Annotated in this window: 13 protein-coding genes; 5 read left to right on the top strand and 8 right to left on the bottom strand. The window is 62.0% G+C overall.

Features of this window, described 5'->3' with window-relative positions; all coding sequences use genetic code 11:
- Nucleotides 1–168 precede the first annotated feature (168 nt).
- The 3 genes from lpdA to aceE all read right to left on the bottom strand — a co-directional run bounded on the left by lpdA (nucleotide 169) and on the right by aceE (nucleotide 6479).
- Nucleotides 169–1959: a dihydrolipoyl dehydrogenase gene (gene lpdA / locus FXN63_RS08355; RefSeq protein WP_148814243.1), complete on the bottom strand. Its 1791-nt coding sequence runs from the start codon at nucleotides 1957–1959 to the stop codon at nucleotides 169–171.
- Between the two features lie 16 nt (nucleotides 1960–1975).
- Nucleotides 1976–3664, bottom strand: coding sequence for a dihydrolipoyllysine-residue acetyltransferase (gene aceF, locus FXN63_RS08350; protein ID WP_148814242.1), 1689 nt, complete (start codon nucleotides 3662–3664; stop codon nucleotides 1976–1978).
- 103 nt (nucleotides 3665–3767) lie between these two features.
- Nucleotides 3768–6479: a pyruvate dehydrogenase (acetyl-transferring), homodimeric type gene (gene aceE, locus FXN63_RS08345; RefSeq protein ID WP_148814241.1), complete on the bottom strand. Its 2712-nt coding sequence runs from the start codon at nucleotides 6477–6479 to the stop codon at nucleotides 3768–3770.
- Between the two features lie 303 nt (nucleotides 6480–6782).
- Here aceE and FXN63_RS08340 point away from each other — a divergent pair, with 303 nt between their 5' ends.
- The 4 genes from FXN63_RS08340 (at nucleotide 6783) to FXN63_RS08325 (ending at nucleotide 13027) form a co-directional block, all read left to right on the top strand.
- Nucleotides 6783–9158, top strand: coding sequence for a PAS domain S-box protein (locus FXN63_RS08340; protein WP_342791246.1), 2376 nt, complete (start codon nucleotides 6783–6785; stop codon nucleotides 9156–9158).
- Nucleotides 9155–9775, top strand: coding sequence for a response regulator transcription factor (locus FXN63_RS08335; RefSeq protein WP_148814240.1), 621 nt, complete (start codon nucleotides 9155–9157; stop codon nucleotides 9773–9775). Before FXN63_RS08340 ends, FXN63_RS08335 begins: the two co-directional genes overlap by 4 nt.
- Before the next feature lie 180 nt (nucleotides 9776–9955).
- On the top strand, nucleotides 9956–10816 hold the full coding sequence (folD, locus tag FXN63_RS08330) for a bifunctional methylenetetrahydrofolate dehydrogenase/methenyltetrahydrofolate cyclohydrolase FolD (protein ID WP_148814239.1): 861 nt from the start codon (nucleotides 9956–9958) through the stop codon (nucleotides 10814–10816).
- A 93-nt stretch (nucleotides 10817–10909) separates the two neighbouring features.
- Entirely contained in the window at nucleotides 10910–13027 is a 2118-nt protein-coding gene (locus FXN63_RS08325) for a M3 family metallopeptidase (RefSeq protein WP_148814238.1), read from the top strand.
- Here FXN63_RS08325 and FXN63_RS08320 read toward each other — a convergent pair.
- A complete protein-coding gene (locus FXN63_RS08320) occupies nucleotides 12970–13356 on the bottom strand; it encodes a hypothetical protein (protein ID WP_148814237.1) in 387 nt (128 codons plus the stop codon). The genes FXN63_RS08325 and FXN63_RS08320 overlap by 58 nt on opposite strands.
- 176 nt (nucleotides 13357–13532) lie before the next feature.
- Here FXN63_RS08320 and FXN63_RS08315 point away from each other — a divergent pair, with 176 nt between their 5' ends.
- A complete protein-coding gene (locus FXN63_RS08315; protein WP_148814236.1) occupies nucleotides 13533–15011 on the top strand; it encodes an aminotransferase-like domain-containing protein in 1479 nt (492 codons plus the stop codon).
- A 55-nt stretch (nucleotides 15012–15066) separates the two neighbouring features.
- Here FXN63_RS08315 and FXN63_RS08310 read toward each other — a convergent pair whose 3' ends face one another.
- The 4 genes from FXN63_RS08310 to FXN63_RS08295 all read right to left on the bottom strand — a co-directional run bounded on the left by FXN63_RS08310 (nucleotide 15067) and on the right by FXN63_RS08295 (nucleotide 18995).
- Nucleotides 15067–15303, bottom strand: coding sequence for a hypothetical protein (locus FXN63_RS08310; protein ID WP_148814235.1), 237 nt, complete (start codon nucleotides 15301–15303; stop codon nucleotides 15067–15069).
- Between the two features lie 98 nt (nucleotides 15304–15401).
- Nucleotides 15402–15716: a hypothetical protein gene (locus FXN63_RS08305; protein WP_148814234.1), complete on the bottom strand. Its 315-nt coding sequence runs from the start codon at nucleotides 15714–15716 to the stop codon at nucleotides 15402–15404.
- A gap of 448 nt (nucleotides 15717–16164) precedes the next feature.
- On the bottom strand, nucleotides 16165–18129 hold the full coding sequence (locus FXN63_RS08300; RefSeq protein WP_425468678.1) for a dipeptide ABC transporter ATP-binding protein: 1965 nt from the start codon (nucleotides 18127–18129) through the stop codon (nucleotides 16165–16167).
- A gap of 5 nt (nucleotides 18130–18134) precedes the next feature.
- Complete coding sequence (locus tag FXN63_RS08295; protein ID WP_148819070.1) at nucleotides 18135–18995, bottom strand: ABC transporter permease; 861 nt, start codon at nucleotides 18993–18995, stop codon at nucleotides 18135–18137.
- Nucleotides 18996–19022 lie beyond the last annotated feature (27 nt).

Raw genomic sequence — 19022 nt, 5'->3', positions numbered from 1 at the left:
GAGCAGGGGCGAAGTATCGCATGGGGAGCACGGGGCATTCCCCGATGTGCTGTGGGGATTTGCGACGGCCGGGGTGCGGGCAAGGGATGGACAATCGCGCACCAAACCCAGAAACAGAAACGCCTGGCATGAGCCAGGCGTTTCACTTACTGCCAAACCGCAGAAGAATTACTTCTTCCGAGCCGGCGGCAAGTCCGTGCAGCTGCCTTCGGCGACTTCAGCCGACAGGCCCACCGATTCACCCAGGGTCGGGTGCGGGTGGATGGTCTTGGCGATGTCTACCGCGTCCGAACCCATCTCGATGGCCAGCACGATTTCGCTCAGCAGGTCGCCAGCATGCGTGCCGACAATACCGCCACCGACGATGCGGTGGGTGGTCTCGTCAAACAGCAGCTTGGTGAAACCTTCGTCGCGGCCGTTGGCGATCGCGCGGCCGGAAGCTGCCCACGGGAACACCGACTTGGTGACCTTCAGGCCTTGCTTCTTGGCTTCGTCTTCGGTCACGCCGACCCATGCCACTTCCGGATCGGTGTAGGCCACCGACGGAATCACACGGGCGTCGAAGTAGGCCTTGTGGCCTGCTGCGGCTTCGGCGGCAACGTGGCCTTCGTGCGTGGCCTTGTGGGCCAGCATCGGTTGGCCAACCACGTCACCAATCGCGAAGATGTGCGGCACGTTGGTACGCATCTGCTTGTCGACGTCGATGAAACCACGGTCGGTGACTGCAACACCGGCTTTCTCGGCACCGATCTTCTTACCGTTGGGCGTGCGGCCCACGGCTTGCAGCACCAGGTCGTAGCGCTGCGGTTCTTTCGGTGCGCCTTCGCCTTCGAAGGTGACGTAAATGCCGTCTTCGCGGGCTTCGATCGCCGTGGTCTTGGTCTTGACCATGATGTTGTCGAAGCGCGGTGCGTTCAACTTCTGCCACACCTTGACCAGGTCACGGTCAGCGCCTTGCATCAGGCCGTCGAGCATTTCGACCACGTCCAGGCGTGCGCCCAGCGCGGAATACACCGTGCCCATTTCCAGGCCGATGATGCCGCCGCCGATGATCAGCATCTTGCCCGGCTGCTGACGCAATTCCAGCGCGCCGGTGGAATCGACGATGCGCGGGTCTTTCGGCGCGAATGGCAGGCTGACGGGCTGGCTGCCAGCAGCGATGATCGCCTGCTTGAACTTCACCACTTGCTTGCCAGCTTCGCCGTCCACTTCCATGTGATACGGATCAACGAAAGCACCGGTGCCTTGCACCACTTTCACCTTGCGCGACTTGGCCATGCCGGCGATGCCGCCGGACAGCTTGGCCACCACGCCGTCCTTGAACGAGCGCAGCTTGTCCAGGTCGATGGTGGGCTCACCGAAGCTCACGCCGTGCGCAGCTTGTGCACGTGCTTCATCGATGATGGCAGCGGTGTGCAGCAAGGCCTTGGACGGGATGCAACCGACGTTCAGGCAGACACCGCCCAGCGCCGGATAACGTTCCACCAAGGCAACGGACAGACCGAGGTCGGCCGCGCGGAAGGCAGCGGCGTAACCGCCAGGGCCGGAGCCCAGCACGACCAAGTCGACTTCAACATCGACCTTGCCGCTGTAGCTGCCTGCGGGCGCAGGTGCGGCGGCCGGTGCCGGTGCCGCAGCCTTGGCAGGCGCAGCAGCGGGAGCAGCCGCAGGCGCTTCGGCCTTGGCAGCAGCCGGTGCAGGCGCAGCGGCTGCCGCTTCACCCGCTTCGATTTCCAGCAGGACCGAGCCTTCGCTGACCTTGTCGCCCAGCTTCACGCGCAGCGCCTTGACCACGCCGCCTTGCGTTGCCGGGATTTCCATCGAGGACTTGTCGGACTCGACGGTCACCAGGCTTTGTTCGGCCTTGATGGTGTCGCCGACCGCGACCAGTATCTCGATGACTTCCACGTCCTGGGAGTCACCGATGTCCGGTACTTTGATTTCGATAACGTTGCTCATCGCAGCTCCTTGGCGCTTACAGCAGCACGCGGCGGAAGTCCGCCAGCACGGCGCCCAGGTAGGCGTTGAAGCGTGCGGCCGATGCGCCGTCGATCACGCGGTGGTCGTAGGACAGCGACATCGGCAGCATCAGGCGCGGCTGGAAGGCCTTGCCATCCCACACCGGCTGCATCGCCGAACGGCTCAGGCCGAGGATCGCGACTTCCGGCGCATTCACGATGGGGGTGAAGTTCGTGCCACCAATGCCACCCAGCGACGAGATCGAGAAGCATCCGCCCTGCATTTCGGCCGGCGACAGTTTGCCGTCACGGGCCTTCTTGGCCAGTTCGCTGGATTCCTTGGCGAGTTCGAACACGCCCTTCTTGTCGGCGTCGCGGATCACCGGCACAACCAGCCCGTTGGGCGTATCGGCCGCAAAGCCGATGTGGAAGTACTTCTTGTAGACCAGGTTGTCGCCGTCCAGCGAAGCGTTGAACTCGGGGAACTTCTTCAAGGCAGCAACCACGGCCTTGATGACGAAGGCGAGCATCGTGACTTTGACGCCAGCCTTCTCGTTTTCCTTGTTCAGCGCGACGCGCAGGGCTTCCAGCTCGGTGATGTCGGCTTCGTCATTGTTCGTGACGTGGGGGATCATCACCCAGTTGCGGTGCAGGTTGGCACCGGAAATCTTCTTGATGCGCGACAGCGGCTTGGCTTCGATTTCACCGAACTTGGTGAAATCAACCTTCGGCCAGGGCAACAGACCCAGCGCGGCACCACCGTCACCCGACGCGGCCGCAGCAGCAGCCGGTTGGGCAGCGGTTGCTACCGCTTGCTTCACGAATGCACGGACGTCGTCCGGTGTGATGCGGCCCTTGTCACCGGTACCGGTCACACGACGCAGATCAACGCCCAGTTCACGTGCGAACTTGCGCACGGAAGGCGATGCATGCGGCTTCGGTGCCGACGGGTCTTCCACGGCTTGCACCGGCGGCGTGCGGACGACCGCAGGCGTGCTGGGGGCGGCCGGTGCAGGTGCCGGTGCAGCAGCAGCGGCGGCAGGTGCCGGGGCCGCAGCAGCGGGGGCAGGCGCAGCGGCAGCAGCAGCGCCAGCGCTGGCTTCCAGCTCAACCAGTTGCGAACCCTGCTTGACCTTGTCGCCAACTTTCACCAGCAGCTTGGTGACCTTGCCAGCTTGCGACGACGGGATTTCCATCGACGACTTGTCGGACTCGACGGTCACCAGGCTTTGCTCAGCCTTCACTTCGTCGCCAACGTTGACCAGCAGCTCGATCACTTCGACTTCGGCGAAGTCGCCGATGTCCGGCACGCTGATGGTCACAGGGCCACTGGGGGCAGCGGCAGGCGCGGGTGCGGCAACCGGAGCGGCCGCAGCAGGTGCGGGTGCAGGTGCCGGCGCAGCAGCAGCCTGCGCAGGAGCCGCTGCCGGTGCAGGCGCGGCTGCCGGTGCGGCAGCAGCTGCAGCACCCGGCTCGATCGACACCAGCACGGTGCCTTGCTTGACCTTGTCGCCCAGCTTGACAGCGATAGCCGTCACGACACCCGCTTCGGATGCCGGAATTTCCATTGAGGACTTGTCCGATTCGACCGTCACCAGGCTTTGCTCAGCCGCCACGGTGTCGCCAACCTTGACCAGCACTTCGATCACTTCCACTTCGCTGAAGTCGCCGATGTCCGGCACCTTCAATTCGATCACGTTGCTCATTCTTGTGTCTCCAGCGATGCCAGCGCTTTCTGCGCCAGCTCGAACACACACCCGCCGAGGCCATCAGGCCCACGGCGGGTGTCCGGGTCATTTCATCGATGCATTACGCGTAATGCGGGTTGGCTTTGTCAGCGTCGATGCCGTATTTCTTGATCGCCTCGGCAACCGTCTTCATCGGGATCGTGCCTTCGTCGGCCAGCGACTTCAGGGCAGCAACCACGACGAAACGACGATCCACTTCGAAGTGCTCACGCAGCTTCGCGCGGAAGTCCGAACGACCGTAGCCGTCGGTGCCCAGCACGCGATAACCGCGATTGCGCGGCATGAACGGACGGATCTGGTCGGCGAACAACTTCATGTAGTCGGTCGACGCAATCACCGGACCTTCGTGCTTGGCCAGTTGTTCCGTCACGAACGGCACCTTGGCCGTGTCGGTGGGGTTCAGCAGGTTGAAGCGGTCAGCGTCCAGACCATCACGGCGCAACTCGGTGAAACTGGTCACGCTCCAGACGTCGGCAGCGATGTCCCAGTCTTCTTGCAGCATGTCCTGAGCAGCCATCACTTCACGCAGGATGGTGCCCGAACCCAGCAACTGAACGCGATGCTTGCCGCCAGCAGCTTCCTTCAGCATGTACATGCCGCGGTTGATGCCTTCGATGTCGGCTTCGCGCAGACCCGGATGCGCGTAGTTCTCGTTCATCACGGTGATGTAGTAGAAGACGTTTTCCTGGTCTTCCACCATGCGCTTCATGCCGCGCTGGATGATCACGGCGAGTTCATGCGCGAACGTCGGGTCGTAAGACACGCAGTTCGGGATTGTCGACGAGAACACATGGCTGTGGCCGTCTTCGTGCTGCAGACCTTCGCCGTTCAGCGTGGTCCGGCCAGCGGTGCCGCCCAGCAGGAAGCCGCGTGCCTGCATGTCGCCCGCTGCCCAGGCCAGGTCGCCCACGCGCTGGAACCCGAACATCGAGTAGTAGATGTAGAACGGGATCATGATGCGGTTGTTCGACGAGTACGACGTCGCCGCAGCAATCCACGAGCTGAATGCGCCCGCTTCGTTGATGCCCTCTTCCAGAATCTGACCGTCCTTGGCCTCGCGGTAGTACATCACCTGGGCCTTGTCGACCGGCACGTACTTCTGGCCTTCCGGTGCATAGATACCGATCTGGCGGAACATGCCTTCCATACCGAAGGTGCGCGACTCGTCGGGTACGATCGGCACGACACGCGGGCCCAGCGTCTTGTCACGCAGCAGCTGCGTGAGAATGCGCACGAAGGCTTGCGTGGTCGAGATTTCGCGGCCTTCGGTCGTCGGCTCCAGCACGGCCTTGAAGGTGTCCAGCGCGGGGGCAGTCAGCTTCTCTTCGGCAACCGTGCGGCGCGACGGCAGGAACCCACCCAGCGCCTTGCGACGCTCGTGCAGGTACTGCATTTCCGGCGTGTCGTCGGCCGGCTTGAAGAACGGCAGCGCTTCGAGCTGATCGTCCGGCACCGGGATGTTGAAGCGGTTGCGGAATTCGCGGATCGTGTCGATGTCCAGCTTCTTCTGCTGGTGGGTCGGGTTCAGCGACTCACCGGCGCGGCCCATGCCGTAGCCCTTGACGGTCTTGACCAGAATCACGGTCGGACGGCCAACGGTCTTGTCGGCAGCGGCGAAGGCGGCGTACACCTTGTGCGGATCGTGGCCGCCACGGTTCAGACGCCAGACGTCTTCGTCGCTCATGCGGCTGACCATTTCCAGCAGCTTCGGGTGCTTGCCGAAGAAGTTCTCGCGCACGAACTTGCCGTCATTGGCCTTGTACGTCTGGTACTCGCCGTCGACGGTGTCTTCCATGATCTTGCGAAGAATGCCTTCCTTGTCCTTGGCAAGCAGCGGGTCCCAGTAACCACCCCAGATCAGCTTGATGACGTTCCAGCCGCTACCGCGGAACTCGCCTTCCAGTTCCTGGATGATCTTGCCGTTGCCGCGCACCGGGCCGTCCAGACGCTGCAGGTTGCAGTTGATCACGAACACCAGGTTGTCGAGCTTCTCGCGCGAGGCCAGGCTGATTGCGCCCAGCGATTCCGGCTCGTCCATTTCGCCGTCGCCGCAGAAGACCCAGACCTTGCGGTTGCTGGTGTCGGCAATGCCGCGGGCGTGCAGGTACTTCAGGAAACGCGCCTGATAGATCGCCATCAGCGGGCCCAGGCCCATCGAGACGGTCGGGAACTGCCAGAACTCGGGCATCAGCTTCGGATGCGGGTAGGACGACAGGCCCTTGCCATCGACTTCCTGACGGAAGTTCAGCAACTGGTCTTCCGACAGACGGCCTTCCAGGTAGGCGCGACCGTAGATGCCGGGCGACGAGTGACCTTGGAAGTACACCAGGTCACCGCCACGGCCTTCGCGGTCAGCGTGCCAGAAGTGGTTCTGACCAATGCCGATCATGTTCGCGAGCGACGCGAACGAGGCAATGTGGCCGCCCAGATCGCCGCCATCGGGCGGGTTGAGCTTGTTGGCCTTGACCACCATGGCCATGGCGTTCCAGCGAACGTACGAACGGATGCGCTCTTCGATTTCGAGGTTGCCCGGATGCGGGGTCTCGAGATGCGGCGGGATCGTGTTGACGTAGGCGGTATTGGGGGAATACGGAATATGTGCGCCGGAGCGACGAGCCTGGTCGATCAAGCGTTCAAGCAGGTAGTGCGCGCGCTCGGGACCTTCGCGGTCGAGCACGGCCTCCAAGGCATCAAGCCACTCTTGCGTCTCTAGAGTGTCGTCGTCGTTAGCCGCCGACGAAGCGTCGGCACCGGGGTGAGGAAGAGCAGACATTAATGTCTCCTGTGGCTCTGAATCTTTTTCGTCCGCCAGATGCACGGTGCGAATCTCGGTGCGTCGTCGTGCGACGCAAGGGACCCTTGCGGGGCCCTCTTTGTATCATTGCCGGGCGCATAAAGCTGCCCGGACGATCCCGGCTCGGATTCTAAAAGCGTCGAAAGGCAGCCGCAATATAAATTTCGCGTTGCGATACGTTTTTTCGTAATGTGAAATATTGCAGATCATGGCATGATCCGCGTTAATCCATGCCCTGCCAGCCCCCTGTCGGCCGGGTGATTGTGCGTAAACTTAGCGCCCATGTCTCACGTCAGCCCGCCGAATATTCCGGCCCCCTTCCGCGAACAAGTAAACCTTCGCCGCCGCAACTGGTACTGGCTGACGCCAGCCATCGCGCTTGGCTTGTTCGTCTGTGTCATGGGTTCCATCCTGTGGTGGCTCGACGCCCGCGATGACGCCCAACGCTACGGCACCCTGGTCCGCGATGTGGACTGGGCGCAGCAGTCGGTCCGGCTGCGCATGCTGGCAGCACGCGATCGCCTGGGTGGCCTGGCCCGCGAAGGCACGCGCGCCACCATGACCGAAAACCGGTTTGTCGATGAAGCCCGTGCGCTGCTGGGTGAACACCCGGAAATCGTCCAGCTGGCCTGGCTGGATGAAAACCAGCTGACGCGCTGGTCGGAAACGTCCACGCGTCGTGGCGTCAGGTCATCGCATTTCGAAGCTCCCGGCCAGCGCGAAGACGACGCGGCCAAGGCCTTCGATACCGCCCGCGACAGTCGTCGGGGCGCGTATTCGGTGCCCTACCGCGGGCTCGACGGCGACATGTATTTCGATCTGCACATCCCCGTGACCCAGAACAATCGTTTCCTGGGCACGGTTGCAGCGGTGTATTCCGTGGATGAAATCCTGCAGCAACTGGTGCCGCAGGAAACCGCGCGACGCTACCGCGTGTCCTTGTTCGATGACGCTGGCCGTCAGCTCTCCACGCCCTCGCCGCGCACGGCGGGCGATGCGCGCCACGTCTACGAACTGCCGATCGATCCGCCAGGCAATGGCATGATCGTGCGTGCTTACGCGTACCGCACGCAGACGGAAACCTCGCAGACCATGCTGGTCTGGGTGGTGGTGTCGCTGTCGGCAGTGATTCTGTGGAGCCTGCTGGCGCTATGGCGTCACACGCGCTTCCGTTCGCAGGCCGAAGAAGCCCTGATCGCCGAGACATCGTTCCGTCGCGCGATGGAAAACTCCATGCTGACCGGCATGCGTGTGATCGACATGGAAGGCAAGATCACCTATGTGAACCCGGCCTTCTGTCGCATGATCGGCTGGGATGAGTCCGACCTGCTGGGCCGCAGCCCGCCGTATCCCTACTGGCCGCCCGACCAGCACGACATCCAGAAACGCCTGATGGACATTCTGCTGTCTGGCAGCACGCCTACCAGCGGTCTGGAAATGGACGCGCAACGCCGCGATGGATCGCGCTTCACCGCACGCCTGTATGTATCGCCCCTGCTGGATCAGCGTGGTGTGCAGACCGGCTGGATGACGTCGATGACCGACATCACGGAACCCAAGCGGGTCCGTGAAGCGCTGGCTGCCGCCCACGAGCGTTTCATGACAGTGTTGGAAGGCCTGGACGATGCCATCTCGGTAACGGCAGACACTCCGCAAGGCTCGGAACTGCTGTTTGCGAACCGCACCTATCGGCGTGTGTTCAGTTCACAGGCCACCGGCCACGATGAATTGTCGGCGGGTCGTCGCGGTCGTTTCACCGATGAAGCCGTGGAGGTGTACTCGGCTTCGGTACAGCGCTGGTTCGAAGTTCGCCACCGCACCTTGCAATGGGTGGACAGCCGTCGCGTGCGCATGCAGGTGGCGCGTGACATCACCGAGCGTCGCGCGTCGGAGGAAGCATCGATTGCGCAGCAGGAAAAGATTCAACTGACCAGCCGCCTGATCACCATGGGTGAAATGGCCTCGTCCTTGGCGCACGAGCTGAATCAGCCGCTGACGGCGATCGCCAACTACAGCATGGGGGTGGTTGCCCGCGTGCGGGCAGGCATGACCGACCCGGCGCAGTTGCTGCCCGCGCTGGAAAAGACCACCGCGCAGGCCGAACGTGCCGGCATGATCATTCGTCGCATTCGTGAATTCGTGAAACGCAGCGAGCCCAAGCGCCAGCGGGTGACGATCCCCGCGATTGTCGACAACGCGGTAGGCTTTGCCGAAATCGATGCACGAAAACGCAGCATCGGCATCATCAAACGCATTCCCGAATGGCTGCCCGATGTACAGGCCGACCCGATTCTTATCGAGCAAGTCCTGCTCAACCTGCTAAAAAATGGCCTTGAAGCCATGCAGGATTCGGCCAAACGCGAGCTGACCGTGATGGCCAGCCTGCGTCAGGATCACGTGGAAGTTGCCGTGATCGACGCGGGCCATGGACTGGGTGATATCGACCCATCGAGACTGTTCGAACCGTTCTTCAGCACCAAACCCGAAGGCATGGGCATGGGGCTGAATATCTGTCGCACCATCATCGAATTCCATCACGGCCGGCTTTGGGCCGAAGCCAATCCGACCGGCGGAACGATCTTCCGCTTCACCCTTCCTTGGATCGCACCGGTACATCCCCCGGCATCGACCCCGCCCACCCAGGAGCAAACGGTATGAGTGTCCCCCCGCAGAACAGCACGGTTTTCATTGTCGACGACGACGAGGCCGTACGCGATTCGCTGCGTTGGCTGCTCGAAGCCAACGGTTATCGCGTTCGCAGCTACGAAAGTGCGGAGCGGTTCCTGTCCGACTACGACCCGAACCTGGTCGGCGTGCTGATCGTCGACGTGCGTATGCCCGGTATGAGCGGGCTTGAGTTGCAGGAACACCTGATCGCCCGTCGTTCGTCGCTGCCGATCGTGTTCATCACCGGCCACGGCGACGTGCCGATGGCGGTGTCGACGATGAAGAAAGGTGCAGTCGACTTCCTGGAGAAACCCTTCAACGAAGCCGATCTGCGCCAGATCATCGCCAACATGCTGGAACAAGCCGTCAGCCGCGCTGCGGAAGACGCCACCCGCCGTGGTCACGAAGCCCTGCTGGCACGCCTGACGGTGCGTGAACAGCAAGTGCTGGAACGCATCGTTGCCGGTCGCCTGAACAAGCAGATCGCCGATGACCTGGGCATCAGCATCAAGACGGTGGAAGCGCATCGCGCCAACATCATGGAAAAGCTGCAAGTCACCACCGTGGCCGACCTGATGAAGGTTGCGCTGCACAAGCCCGCCGCCTGAGATGGCGCGGTTCGGATCTGTCGTCACGCAGACGGCCGATCCGAACCGCGCATCCTGGCGACTGCCGGCACCTGGCTGCCCTGGCATTTGACAGCACCGCTCTCATTGCCCCCTTGCACGTCCCCGAATTCGTTCTATCCCTTCAGACCCCACGCACGACCAACGTAGAGCTTGACTGCCATGACTGCCCGCATCATCGACGGAACCCAATTGTCCCGAACCATTCGTGCCGAGGTTGCCGAACGCACCGCTGCGCTTACCGCACGTGGCCATCGGCCCGGCCTGGGGGTGGTGCTGGTGGGTGAAGATCCGGCATCCCAGGTCTACGTGCGCAACAAGGTCAAGGCCTGCGCCGACGCCGGTCTGTATTCCGTGATGGAAACCTACCCGGCCACGATGACGGAAGCCGAGCTGCTGGCCCGCATCGACGACCTGAACAACGCACCTGAAATTCACGGCATTCTGGTGCAGATGCCCCTGCCCCGTCACATCGATCCCAGCAAGGTGATCGAGGCGATCTCGACCAAGAAAGACGTCGATGGCTATTCCACCCTGAGCGCAGGCGAACTGGTTGCCAACCTGCCGGGCTTCCGTCCTTGCACGCCCTATGGCTGCATGAAGCTGATCGAAAGCACCGGCATGGACCTGCGTGGCAAGCACGCGGTCGTGATCGGCCGCAGCAACACTGTCGGCAAGCCGATGGCCCTGCTGCTCTTGCAAGCCAATGCCACCGTCACCATCTGCCATAGTGCGACGCCGGATCTGGCGTATCACACGCGTCAGGCCGACGTGGTGGTCGCTGCCGTCGGACGTCGCAACACGCTGACCGCCGACATGGTCAAGCCGGGCGCGCTGGTGATCGACGTGGGTATCAACCGCGACGAGGCCGGCAAGCTGGCTGGTGACGTGGACTTCGCTGGTGTATCGGAAACCGCAGGCTGGATCAGCCCGGTTCCTGGCGGCGTCGGCCCCATGACCATCGCCATGTTGCTGGTCAATACCGTCGAGGCGGCTGAACGCGCCGCTGACGCTGCGGCCTGATTCTGCATCGATGGGGGCTGTGCACACGCGCAGCAACCATCGATCGCCAGCCGGACGCCGCCCGCCCGACCTGAACTTTTTGTGGATGAGACGATGACCGACGCAAGCCTTGCCGACAATCCCCTGTTTGCTGAACGTGACCTGCAGGCCTTCGACGCAATCCGCCCCGAACACATCGCCCCGGCGATCAATGAACTGATCGCGCGCACCCGTGCAGCGGTCGAACGCGCCGCAGACCCGGCCCTGCCCCCGACCTGGGACAACATCGTCGATGCGCTCGACGACGTCAGCGAGCGCCTGTCGCGCGCCTGGTCTGCCGCTGGCCACCTGAATTCCGTCGTCAATACCCCCGAACTGCGCGAGGCCTACAACGAAAGCCTGCCCGCCGTGTCCGAGTTCTGGACCTGGGTTGGCCTGCATGAAGGCCTGTATCTGCAATACAAGCGTCTGGCTGAATCGGCGGAATACGCCGCCATGTCGCCGACCCGCAAGCGCATTGTCGACCTGGCCCTGCGCGGCTTCCGTCTGAGCGGCGTGGAACTGCCGCCTGCCCAGCGTGAACGCTTTGCCGACATCTCGGCACGCGAAGCCGAAGTCACGCAAAAATTCTCTGAAAACGTGCTGGACGCCACCGACGCCTTCGCGCTGTACATCGAAGACGAAGCTGAACTGAAAGGCGTGCCTGAAGACGTGATGCAAGCCTTCGCCAATGCGGCCAAGGCCGATGGCAAGACCGGCTGGAAGGTCACGCTGAAAGCGCCCAGCTACATCCCGGTGATGGAATACTGCGAAAACCGTGAACTGCGTGCAAAGCTGTACCGCGCCTACGGCACGCGGTCCTCAGAGCTGGGTGATGCGAAATTCGACAACTCGCCGCTGATTACCGAACTGCTTGCCCTGCGCGCCGAAGAATCCGGCCTGCTTGGCTTTGCCAGCTTTGCGCACAAGCAGCTGCAGGAACGCATGGCGCGCGAGCCCGAAAAGGTGCTGACCTTCCTGCGCGACCTGGCCCAGCGTACCCGTGGTCATGCTGAACGTGATGTGGCAGAACTGCGTGCCATTGGTGCATCGGACTTCGATCTGCACGACCTGCAGCCCTGGGACCTGGCGTTTGTATCGGAACGCCTGCGCACCCAGCGCTATGAATACTCCGCCCAGGAAGTGAAGCAGTACTTCACCGAGCCTCGCGTGATCGCAGGCTTGTTCGAAGTGGTCGAACGTCTGTTCGGTGTGCGCCTGGAAACAGTCGATGCCCCCACCTGGCACGAATCGGTTCGCGTGGTGCGCATTGCACGCGCAACGGATAGCGATGCCGGCAAGACGGGCGACACCATCGGCCACCTGTACTTCGACCTGTATGCGCGCGCCGGCAAACAAAGCGGAGCCTGGGTCGATTCCGATCGCGCACGTCGCCTGCGCCACGGCAAAGTGCAAAGCCCGGTCGGCTTCCTGACCTGCAACTTCGCTCCGCCAAACGGCGACAAGCCGTCGCTGCTGACGCACGACGACGTGATCACGCTGTTCCACGAAATGGGCCATGCGCTGCACCTGGTGCTGTCCGAAGTCGACGAACTGGGTGCATCGCCGTTCGCCAGCGTGGAATGGGATGCCGTTGAACTGCCCTCGCAGTTCATGGAGAACTTCTGCTGGGAATGGAATGTGTTGTCGGCCATGACGGCACACGTCGATACCGGCGAGGCCCTGCCCCGCGCCTTGTACGAGCGCATGCTGGCTGCCCGCAACTTCCAGAGCGGTCTGCAGACGATTCGTCAGATCGAGTTTTCGCTCTTCGACATGCTGTTGCATCAGCAATCGACCCCGGGCGACACGGCGCAAGTGCTGGCCCTGCTGCAAGAGGTGCGTCAGGAAATCGCCGTTCTGCATCCGCCTGCCTGGCATCGCCTGCCGCATACCTTCTCGCACATTTTTGCGGGTGGCTACGGCGCAGGCTATTACAGCTACAAGTGGGCCGAGGTCTTGTCAGCGGATGCCTACGCGGCCTTCGAAGAAGTGGCGCAAGACGGCGACACCTTGCTGCCGGAAGTGGGCCAGCGCTTCCTGCGCGAAATCCTGGCCGTGGGCGGCAGCCGGCCCGCCATCGATTCGTTCCTGGCGTTCCGCGGCCGCGAACCCAAGATCGATGCACTGCTGCGTCACAGCGGCTTGTCCGAGCCCTTGGCCACGACGGTGACCGGGCCTTCCAGCCACTGACGCAGGAAGTTCGGCACGGCATGCACCACGCGGTGCCATGCCGACGGGCGCGCGACGCACAGCGCGCGCCCGCCTCGATTGCTCGCAAATTCGACCCATCCTGTCTGCATGACCTGATGCGTATCCCCTTCACGCAGTAGCTTCTGCGTGCGGATCGACACTCCGTTCAAGTGCACCGCAGATTCGGCAAGATGAAAAATGCCTTCGTGGGCCACGATCGTGGTGCCCGCGCGCAACCAGCGCCGATCAGCATGATGGCGCTCGATATCGAGCAGGCTGCTGTGGGTATCTTCATCGGTAATCGGGTAAGTGACGGTTGGATAGGTCACGGCTGGCTCCAGCACACAGAAATGGAGTAGCCAGATTACGGATTGGCCGACGACCAGAACAGACACAGACCACGCCTATCTGTATCGCAACAGATCCCATAGACAACATCTGTTATGGTCCAGAAATCGACTATCTGTGTCTGCCGCGCACACGCGGTACCGGGGATGATGCACGCATGGACACACCACGGCTTTATCTCCAGTTGGCCGGGCGCTATCGCCAGGCAATCGAATCCGGCACCTTGCTGCCCAGCCAACGGCTGCCTTCCGTGCGCAACCTGATGCGCACCCACGACGTCAGTCTGTCGACCGCCTTGCAAGCCTGCCGGGTGCTTGAAGAGCAGGGTTGGGTCGAGGCTCGTCCGCGCTCTGGTTATTTCGTCAGACGCCCCGCGCGCAGCACGATTGCTCCGGTGCCCGAACCCGAATCACTGGTGGCGATCAATCCCGACGACTTCGTGGGCATGCACCATCGCATATCCAGCTACGTCGCCAAGTGCGCGGCCCACCCGGTGTCGATCAACCTGGGCGGAGCCGTTGCCACGCCCGATGCCTATCCGATGGAAGCCCTGCAACGCGCCATGGCCAGGGTGCTGAAACACCAACCCGGCCTGCTGGTTCGCGCCGTACCCATTCACGGTGATCCGGGCTTTCGGCAAGTGCTGGCGCAGCGCGCGCTTGAAGTCGGACTGCAAGTCTCGCCAGAAGAAATTGTCGTGACCTACGGCTGCACCGAAGCCCTGAATCTGGCGCTGCGTGCCGTGGCACAACCGGGCGACACCATTGCAGTGGAATCCCCCACCTACTTCGGCATTTTGCAGGCTATTGAAAGCCTGGGGATGCGCGCACTGGAAATTCCGGCCAGCCCGCAGCACGGCATGTCGGTCGAGGCCCTCAGCCTTGCCTTGCATACGCACACTGACATCAAGGCGGTGGTGCTGGTGCCCAATTATCACAACCCCTTGGGCAGTGTCATGCCCGACGAAGACAAGGCGCGTATTGCCGCGCTTTGTGCGCGACATGCCGTGCCCGTGATCGAAGACGACAGCTACGGCCGTCTTCATGACGAGCCAAACCTGCCGCGCGCGCTGAAATCGTGGGATCAGACGGGCAATGTGATTTATTGCGGATCGGCCCACAAGACTTTTGCGCCCGGCATGCGTCTGGGCTGGCTGATGCCGGGCCGCTGGCGGGCCCGTGTGGAGATGCTCAAATATGCCAACACCCGTCCAAACGACAGCGTGGTGCAAATTGCGGCCGCCGAAGTCATGGGCTCGCGACTTTATGACCGACATTTGCAAAAGCTACGTGCCAGCCTGCTGCAATGGCGCAATCAGGTGATCGATACGATTGCCGAGTGTTTTCCGACCGGCACCCGACTGAGTCCGCCGCGCGGGGGCTTGGTGCTATGGGTAGAACTGCCCCCTGGCACCTCGTCGGACCGCGTGTTTGAACTTGCCTTGCAGGAAGGGATACGCGTCGCGCCAGGAACGCTGTTCTCGAACTCAGGAAGATTTTCGAACTTTCTTCGTATCAGCGCCGGGCAAGCGGTAACGCCTACTGTGGAACGGGCAATCCGTCGTTTGGGCGATATCGTGGCCGATCAGGCGGCGGGCACGTCATCGCCAAAAAAACCATCGCCAAGAAATCCATAGCCGGCAGTCATAATATCGATGCGATGCAATGCGAATAAGCAATGCATCCACATAATCATCCGTTTGAACTACGCGAGCGGATCATTCGATTCAAGACCTGATCGAAAACAACTTCCTGCGAAAACGCCTCGGCCAGGCTTTTCAGCGCATAGTCGATTTCACGGGCGTATTCAGACTCTGGTGGAACGGCAAGACGCTCTTGTTCCAAGGCATTGCGGACCTGCAAGTGCTTATCACCGCCCTGTTTGAAATCCGTGTAAAGCGCGGCAATAGACGATTCACATAACAACATGACGGTGCCTGTCGTGAACGACGATTCAAGAGTATTAATGGAATATTAAGATTAGCGTACGCTAACTCAACACCTTCTCGAAAGAAAACGCGGTCGTTTCATTTTTTCTTGAACCAGCTGGATGCTTGTTCCCGACATCGGAACCACCAAGACACAGTTTCCGCCTCTGGTTCTGGGTCGGGCTTGCCTCGAAGCCGGGCCGCGTACTGGGCATCAGCACCCAGCAATTCGGCGTCCAGCATTTCCTGTGCCGCCTGGCCTGCCACCCCTCCACGCTCCACGAGCTTATGCAGCGCATCCAGCGTTGCATCGTTCAGAGGTGGTTTGAAATACACACTTTCGGTGGATGGAGAAACAGGCTTTGCGTCACATGCATCGGTCTTCCGAACATTAGTGTCGTCGCAATCAATCATGACAAACCCAGCGGCGTTCAGGTCTGCAAACTGACCTGCTGACTGCGAAAAGCGAAGGTGACCACAATCTCAGCATAGTGATAACCCTGAACTTCGTCACCGCTATTAACGCATACAGGCGTCCTCTGTCATACCGCCCTGCGCCCCCAGGCAACAACACGAAGCGCGTTTACTGAACTTGAAGAATAGATCCATCACGCACGTTACGAAACGGTATTCGTCCCTGACATCGTAAGAAAAACACAAAGGTGCTCGTTGGGGAGTCTTACGATGCCTGGCGTCGTCTGGATGCACGGCAAGATGCGTTGCGCAGTCATTGCCGAATCCATGGCGGGTGTCTGACGGGTGCGCGGCGGGTGCACCGTTGCATGCACCGCCGTGACATCGTGTAGCTGCTGGATGGCCAGCGTAGGTTCAGATTGCTGGATTCAGACCGTCTTGGAACGGATCAGGCCACCTCATTGCCGGTGTAAACCCCGATCGGATGGCGTGCCACAAAGTGGCCACCACCAAGCGGAACCAGCGGACGAACCACCGGATCGTCACCCACCTTGCGCACGGGACTGGGGATGTCGCCGGTCAGCAAAGTGCGGGGCCGATCACGGCGCGTGGGGTCGGGCACCGGCACCGCATCCATCAGTTTGCGGGTGTAGGGGTGCTGCGGGTTCTCGAAGATCGCCCGTCGCGGGCCGATCTCGACGATCTGCCCCAGGTACATCACCGCCACCCGGTGGCTGATGCGTTCCACCACCGCCATGTCGTGCGAAATGAACAACATGGCCACGCCCAATTCGCGCTGCAATTCGAGCAACAGATTGACGATCTGCGCCTGGATCGACACATCGAGCGCCGATACCGATTCATCGGCGATCAGCACCTTGGGATTCAAGGCCAAGGCGCGGGCAATGCAGATACGCTGACGCTGCCCACCCGAAAACTCGTGGGGATAGCGCCCCGCCATCTCTGGCAGCAGGCCGCAGCGGTCCATCAGCCATTTCACCCGCGCCTGCGCCTCGGCACCGCGCGCCACGTTGTGAATCAGCAGCGGCTCCATGATGGAATAACCCACCGGCTTGCGTGGGTTCAAGGACGCAAACGGGTCCTGGAAAATGAACTGAATGTTGCGACGCTGCGCCTGCATCTGTGCGCCGTGCAGCGCGCCAATATCGCGCTTGTCGAACTCGATGCGACCGCCCTGCATCGGTGCCAGCTGCAACAGCGAACGACCCGTGGTGGTCTTGCCGCAGCCGGACTCACCCACCAGTGACAAGGTTTCGCCCGGATAGAAATCGAAGCTGATGTGTTCAACCGCGTGCACACGCTTGCTCACCCGGCCGAAGATGCCGGTGCGTACATCGAAGCGGGTCACCATGTCCATCACACGCAGCACCGGCCCTTCGGCATGGCGCACCGTGGTGGTGGCTTCGGCTGCCACCACAGGCTCGGGAACAGTGCCTGCGTCGGCGTCTTTCACAGACAGCAGCGTGAATGGTGCGGGCTGGTCGGTGCCGCGCATCGAACCCAATTGCGGCACGGCAGACAACAAGGCACGTGTGTAGGCGTGCTGCGGGTTGGCAAACACCTTGCCTACCGTGTCTTCTTCGACCTTGTCGCCGCGATACATGACCAGCACCCGGTCGGCGACCTCTGCGACCACGCCCATGTCGTGGGTGATGAAGATCACCCCCATGTTCATCTCGGCCTGCAACTCGCGGATCAATTGCAGGATCTGCGCCTGAATGGTCACGTCCAATGCAGTGGTGGGCTCGTCGGCGATCAACAGCTGCGGTTTGCAGGACAGCGCCATCGCGATCATCACGCGCTGGCGCATGCCGCCCGACAACTGGTGCGGATACCGATCCAGAATGGCCTGCGCCTCGGGAATGCGCACGCGTTCCAGCATGCGTTTGGCCTCTGCGCGTGCCGCAGCGGCATCCATGCCCTGATGCAGTTGCAAGGCCTCGGCAATCTGTGACCCTGCAGTGAAGCTGGGGTTCAGCGAGGTCATCGGCTCCTGGAAGATCATGGCCATGTCCGAGCCACGCACGTGCATCAGCGTCTGCTCGTCGGCGGCGCGCAAGTCCAGCAGCTCGCCTGAACTGCGGCGAAGCTGCAGGCTGCCGCCCACGATAGTGCCACCGCCATATTCGACCAGACGCATCAGCGCCAGTGAGGTCACCGATTTGCCGGAACCCGACTCGCCCACGATCGCCAAGGTCTGGCCGCGCTGCACGTCGAAAGACAGGTTGCGCACCGCGTCCACCGTGCGTTCCGGGGTCTTGAAGCTGACGGACAGGTCACGCACCTGAAGTACGGGGTGGGACAGGTCGATGCCGGTCTGCGTATTGCCTGCGAACGTGTTGCCTGCGAGCCTGTTGCCTGCCTGCTTGGCATCCATATGCTTGATATCCATCTTGCTTATCGCTCCTGACGCGGATCGAGTGCGTCACGCAGACCGTCACCCAGCAGGTTGAAACCGAACACCGCCAGGAAGATCGCGATCCCCGGGAACAGCGACATCCACGGTGCCTGCACCATGAAATTCTTGGCCGTGCTGAGCATCGACCCCCAGGACGGATTCGGCGGTTGCAGGCCCAGGCCCAGGAACGACAGGCTGGCTTCGGCGATGATGGCCGTGGCGATGGTGATGGTGGCTTGCACGATCAGCGGCGGAATCACGTTGGGCACGATGTGGCTCAAAATGATGCGGGTGTGCGACGCCCCGAGCGCCTTGGCGCTGGTCACGAAGTCTTCCTTGCGGATACCCAGCACCTGCCCACGCGCCAGGCGAATGAACAAGGGCGCGGCAGAAATCCCGATGGCCAGCATGGCATTGGTCAGGCTCGGGCCCAGGAACGCGGCAAGCGCAATCGCCAGAATCAGGAACGGGATTGCCAGCAAAGCTTCCGTGAAGCGGGAGATGACGCTGTCGACCCAGCCGCCGAAATATCCCGCCAACAGACCAAACGGCACCCCCACCACCATGGCGATCAGTACCGACACCAGCCCCGCCATCAGCGAGGCACGCGCGCCATACAGCAGGCGGCTGAAGATATCGCGCCCCAGCTCGTCGCTGCCCAGCCAGTAGGCCGCAGACGGCACTTTGCGGATGGCCATGAAGCTGGTCTTCAGCGGATCGTGTGTGGCCAGCCACGGGGCAAGCAAGGCCGCGATCACAAAGAACAGCACGATGCCGCCGCCCAGCAAAGCCATGCGGTTGCGTTTGAATTTCTTCCAGGCCCGGCTGCCCGACGCGGGCGGCGTGGGCGTGGTGGCCATCGACACAGTATTTGCGCTCACGATGAC

Source organism: Pigmentiphaga aceris, from assembly GCF_008119665.1.
Classification (GTDB): domain Bacteria; phylum Pseudomonadota; class Gammaproteobacteria; order Burkholderiales; family Burkholderiaceae_B; genus Pigmentiphaga; species Pigmentiphaga aceris.
This window is presented reverse-complemented; position numbering and strand designations above follow the sequence as displayed.

What these genes read in the sequence shown, in the direction of transcription:
- lpdA (WP_148814243.1), bottom strand. Translation starts at nt 1,959, where the DNA reads ATGAGCAACGTTATCGAAATCAAAGTACCGGACATCGGTGACTCCCAG.
- aceF (WP_148814242.1), bottom strand. Translation starts at nt 3,664, where the DNA reads ATGAGCAACGTGATCGAATTGAAGGTGCCGGACATCGGCGACTTCAGC.
- aceE (WP_148814241.1), bottom strand. Translation starts at nt 6,479, where the DNA reads ATGTCTGCTCTTCCTCACCCCGGTGCCGACGCTTCGTCGGCGGCTAAC.
- FXN63_RS08340 (WP_342791246.1), top strand. Translation starts at nt 6,783, where the DNA reads ATGTCTCACGTCAGCCCGCCGAATATTCCGGCCCCCTTCCGCGAACAA.
- FXN63_RS08335 (WP_148814240.1), top strand. Translation starts at nt 9,155, where the DNA reads ATGAGTGTCCCCCCGCAGAACAGCACGGTTTTCATTGTCGACGACGAC.
- folD (WP_148814239.1), top strand. Translation starts at nt 9,956, where the DNA reads ATGACTGCCCGCATCATCGACGGAACCCAATTGTCCCGAACCATTCGT.
- FXN63_RS08325 (WP_148814238.1), top strand. Translation starts at nt 10,910, where the DNA reads ATGACCGACGCAAGCCTTGCCGACAATCCCCTGTTTGCTGAACGTGAC.
- FXN63_RS08315 (WP_148814236.1), top strand. Translation starts at nt 13,533, where the DNA reads ATGGACACACCACGGCTTTATCTCCAGTTGGCCGGGCGCTATCGCCAG.
- FXN63_RS08310 (WP_148814235.1), bottom strand. Translation starts at nt 15,303, where the DNA reads ATGTTGTTATGTGAATCGTCTATTGCCGCGCTTTACACGGATTTCAAA.
- FXN63_RS08305 (WP_148814234.1), bottom strand. Translation starts at nt 15,716, where the DNA reads ATGATTGATTGCGACGACACTAATGTTCGGAAGACCGATGCATGTGAC.
- FXN63_RS08300 (WP_425468678.1), bottom strand. Translation starts at nt 18,129, where the DNA reads ATGGATATCAAGCATATGGATGCCAAGCAGGCAGGCAACAGGCTCGCA.
- FXN63_RS08295 (WP_148819070.1), bottom strand. Translation starts at nt 18,995, where the DNA reads ATGGCCACCACGCCCACGCCGCCCGCGTCGGGCAGCCGGGCCTGGAAG.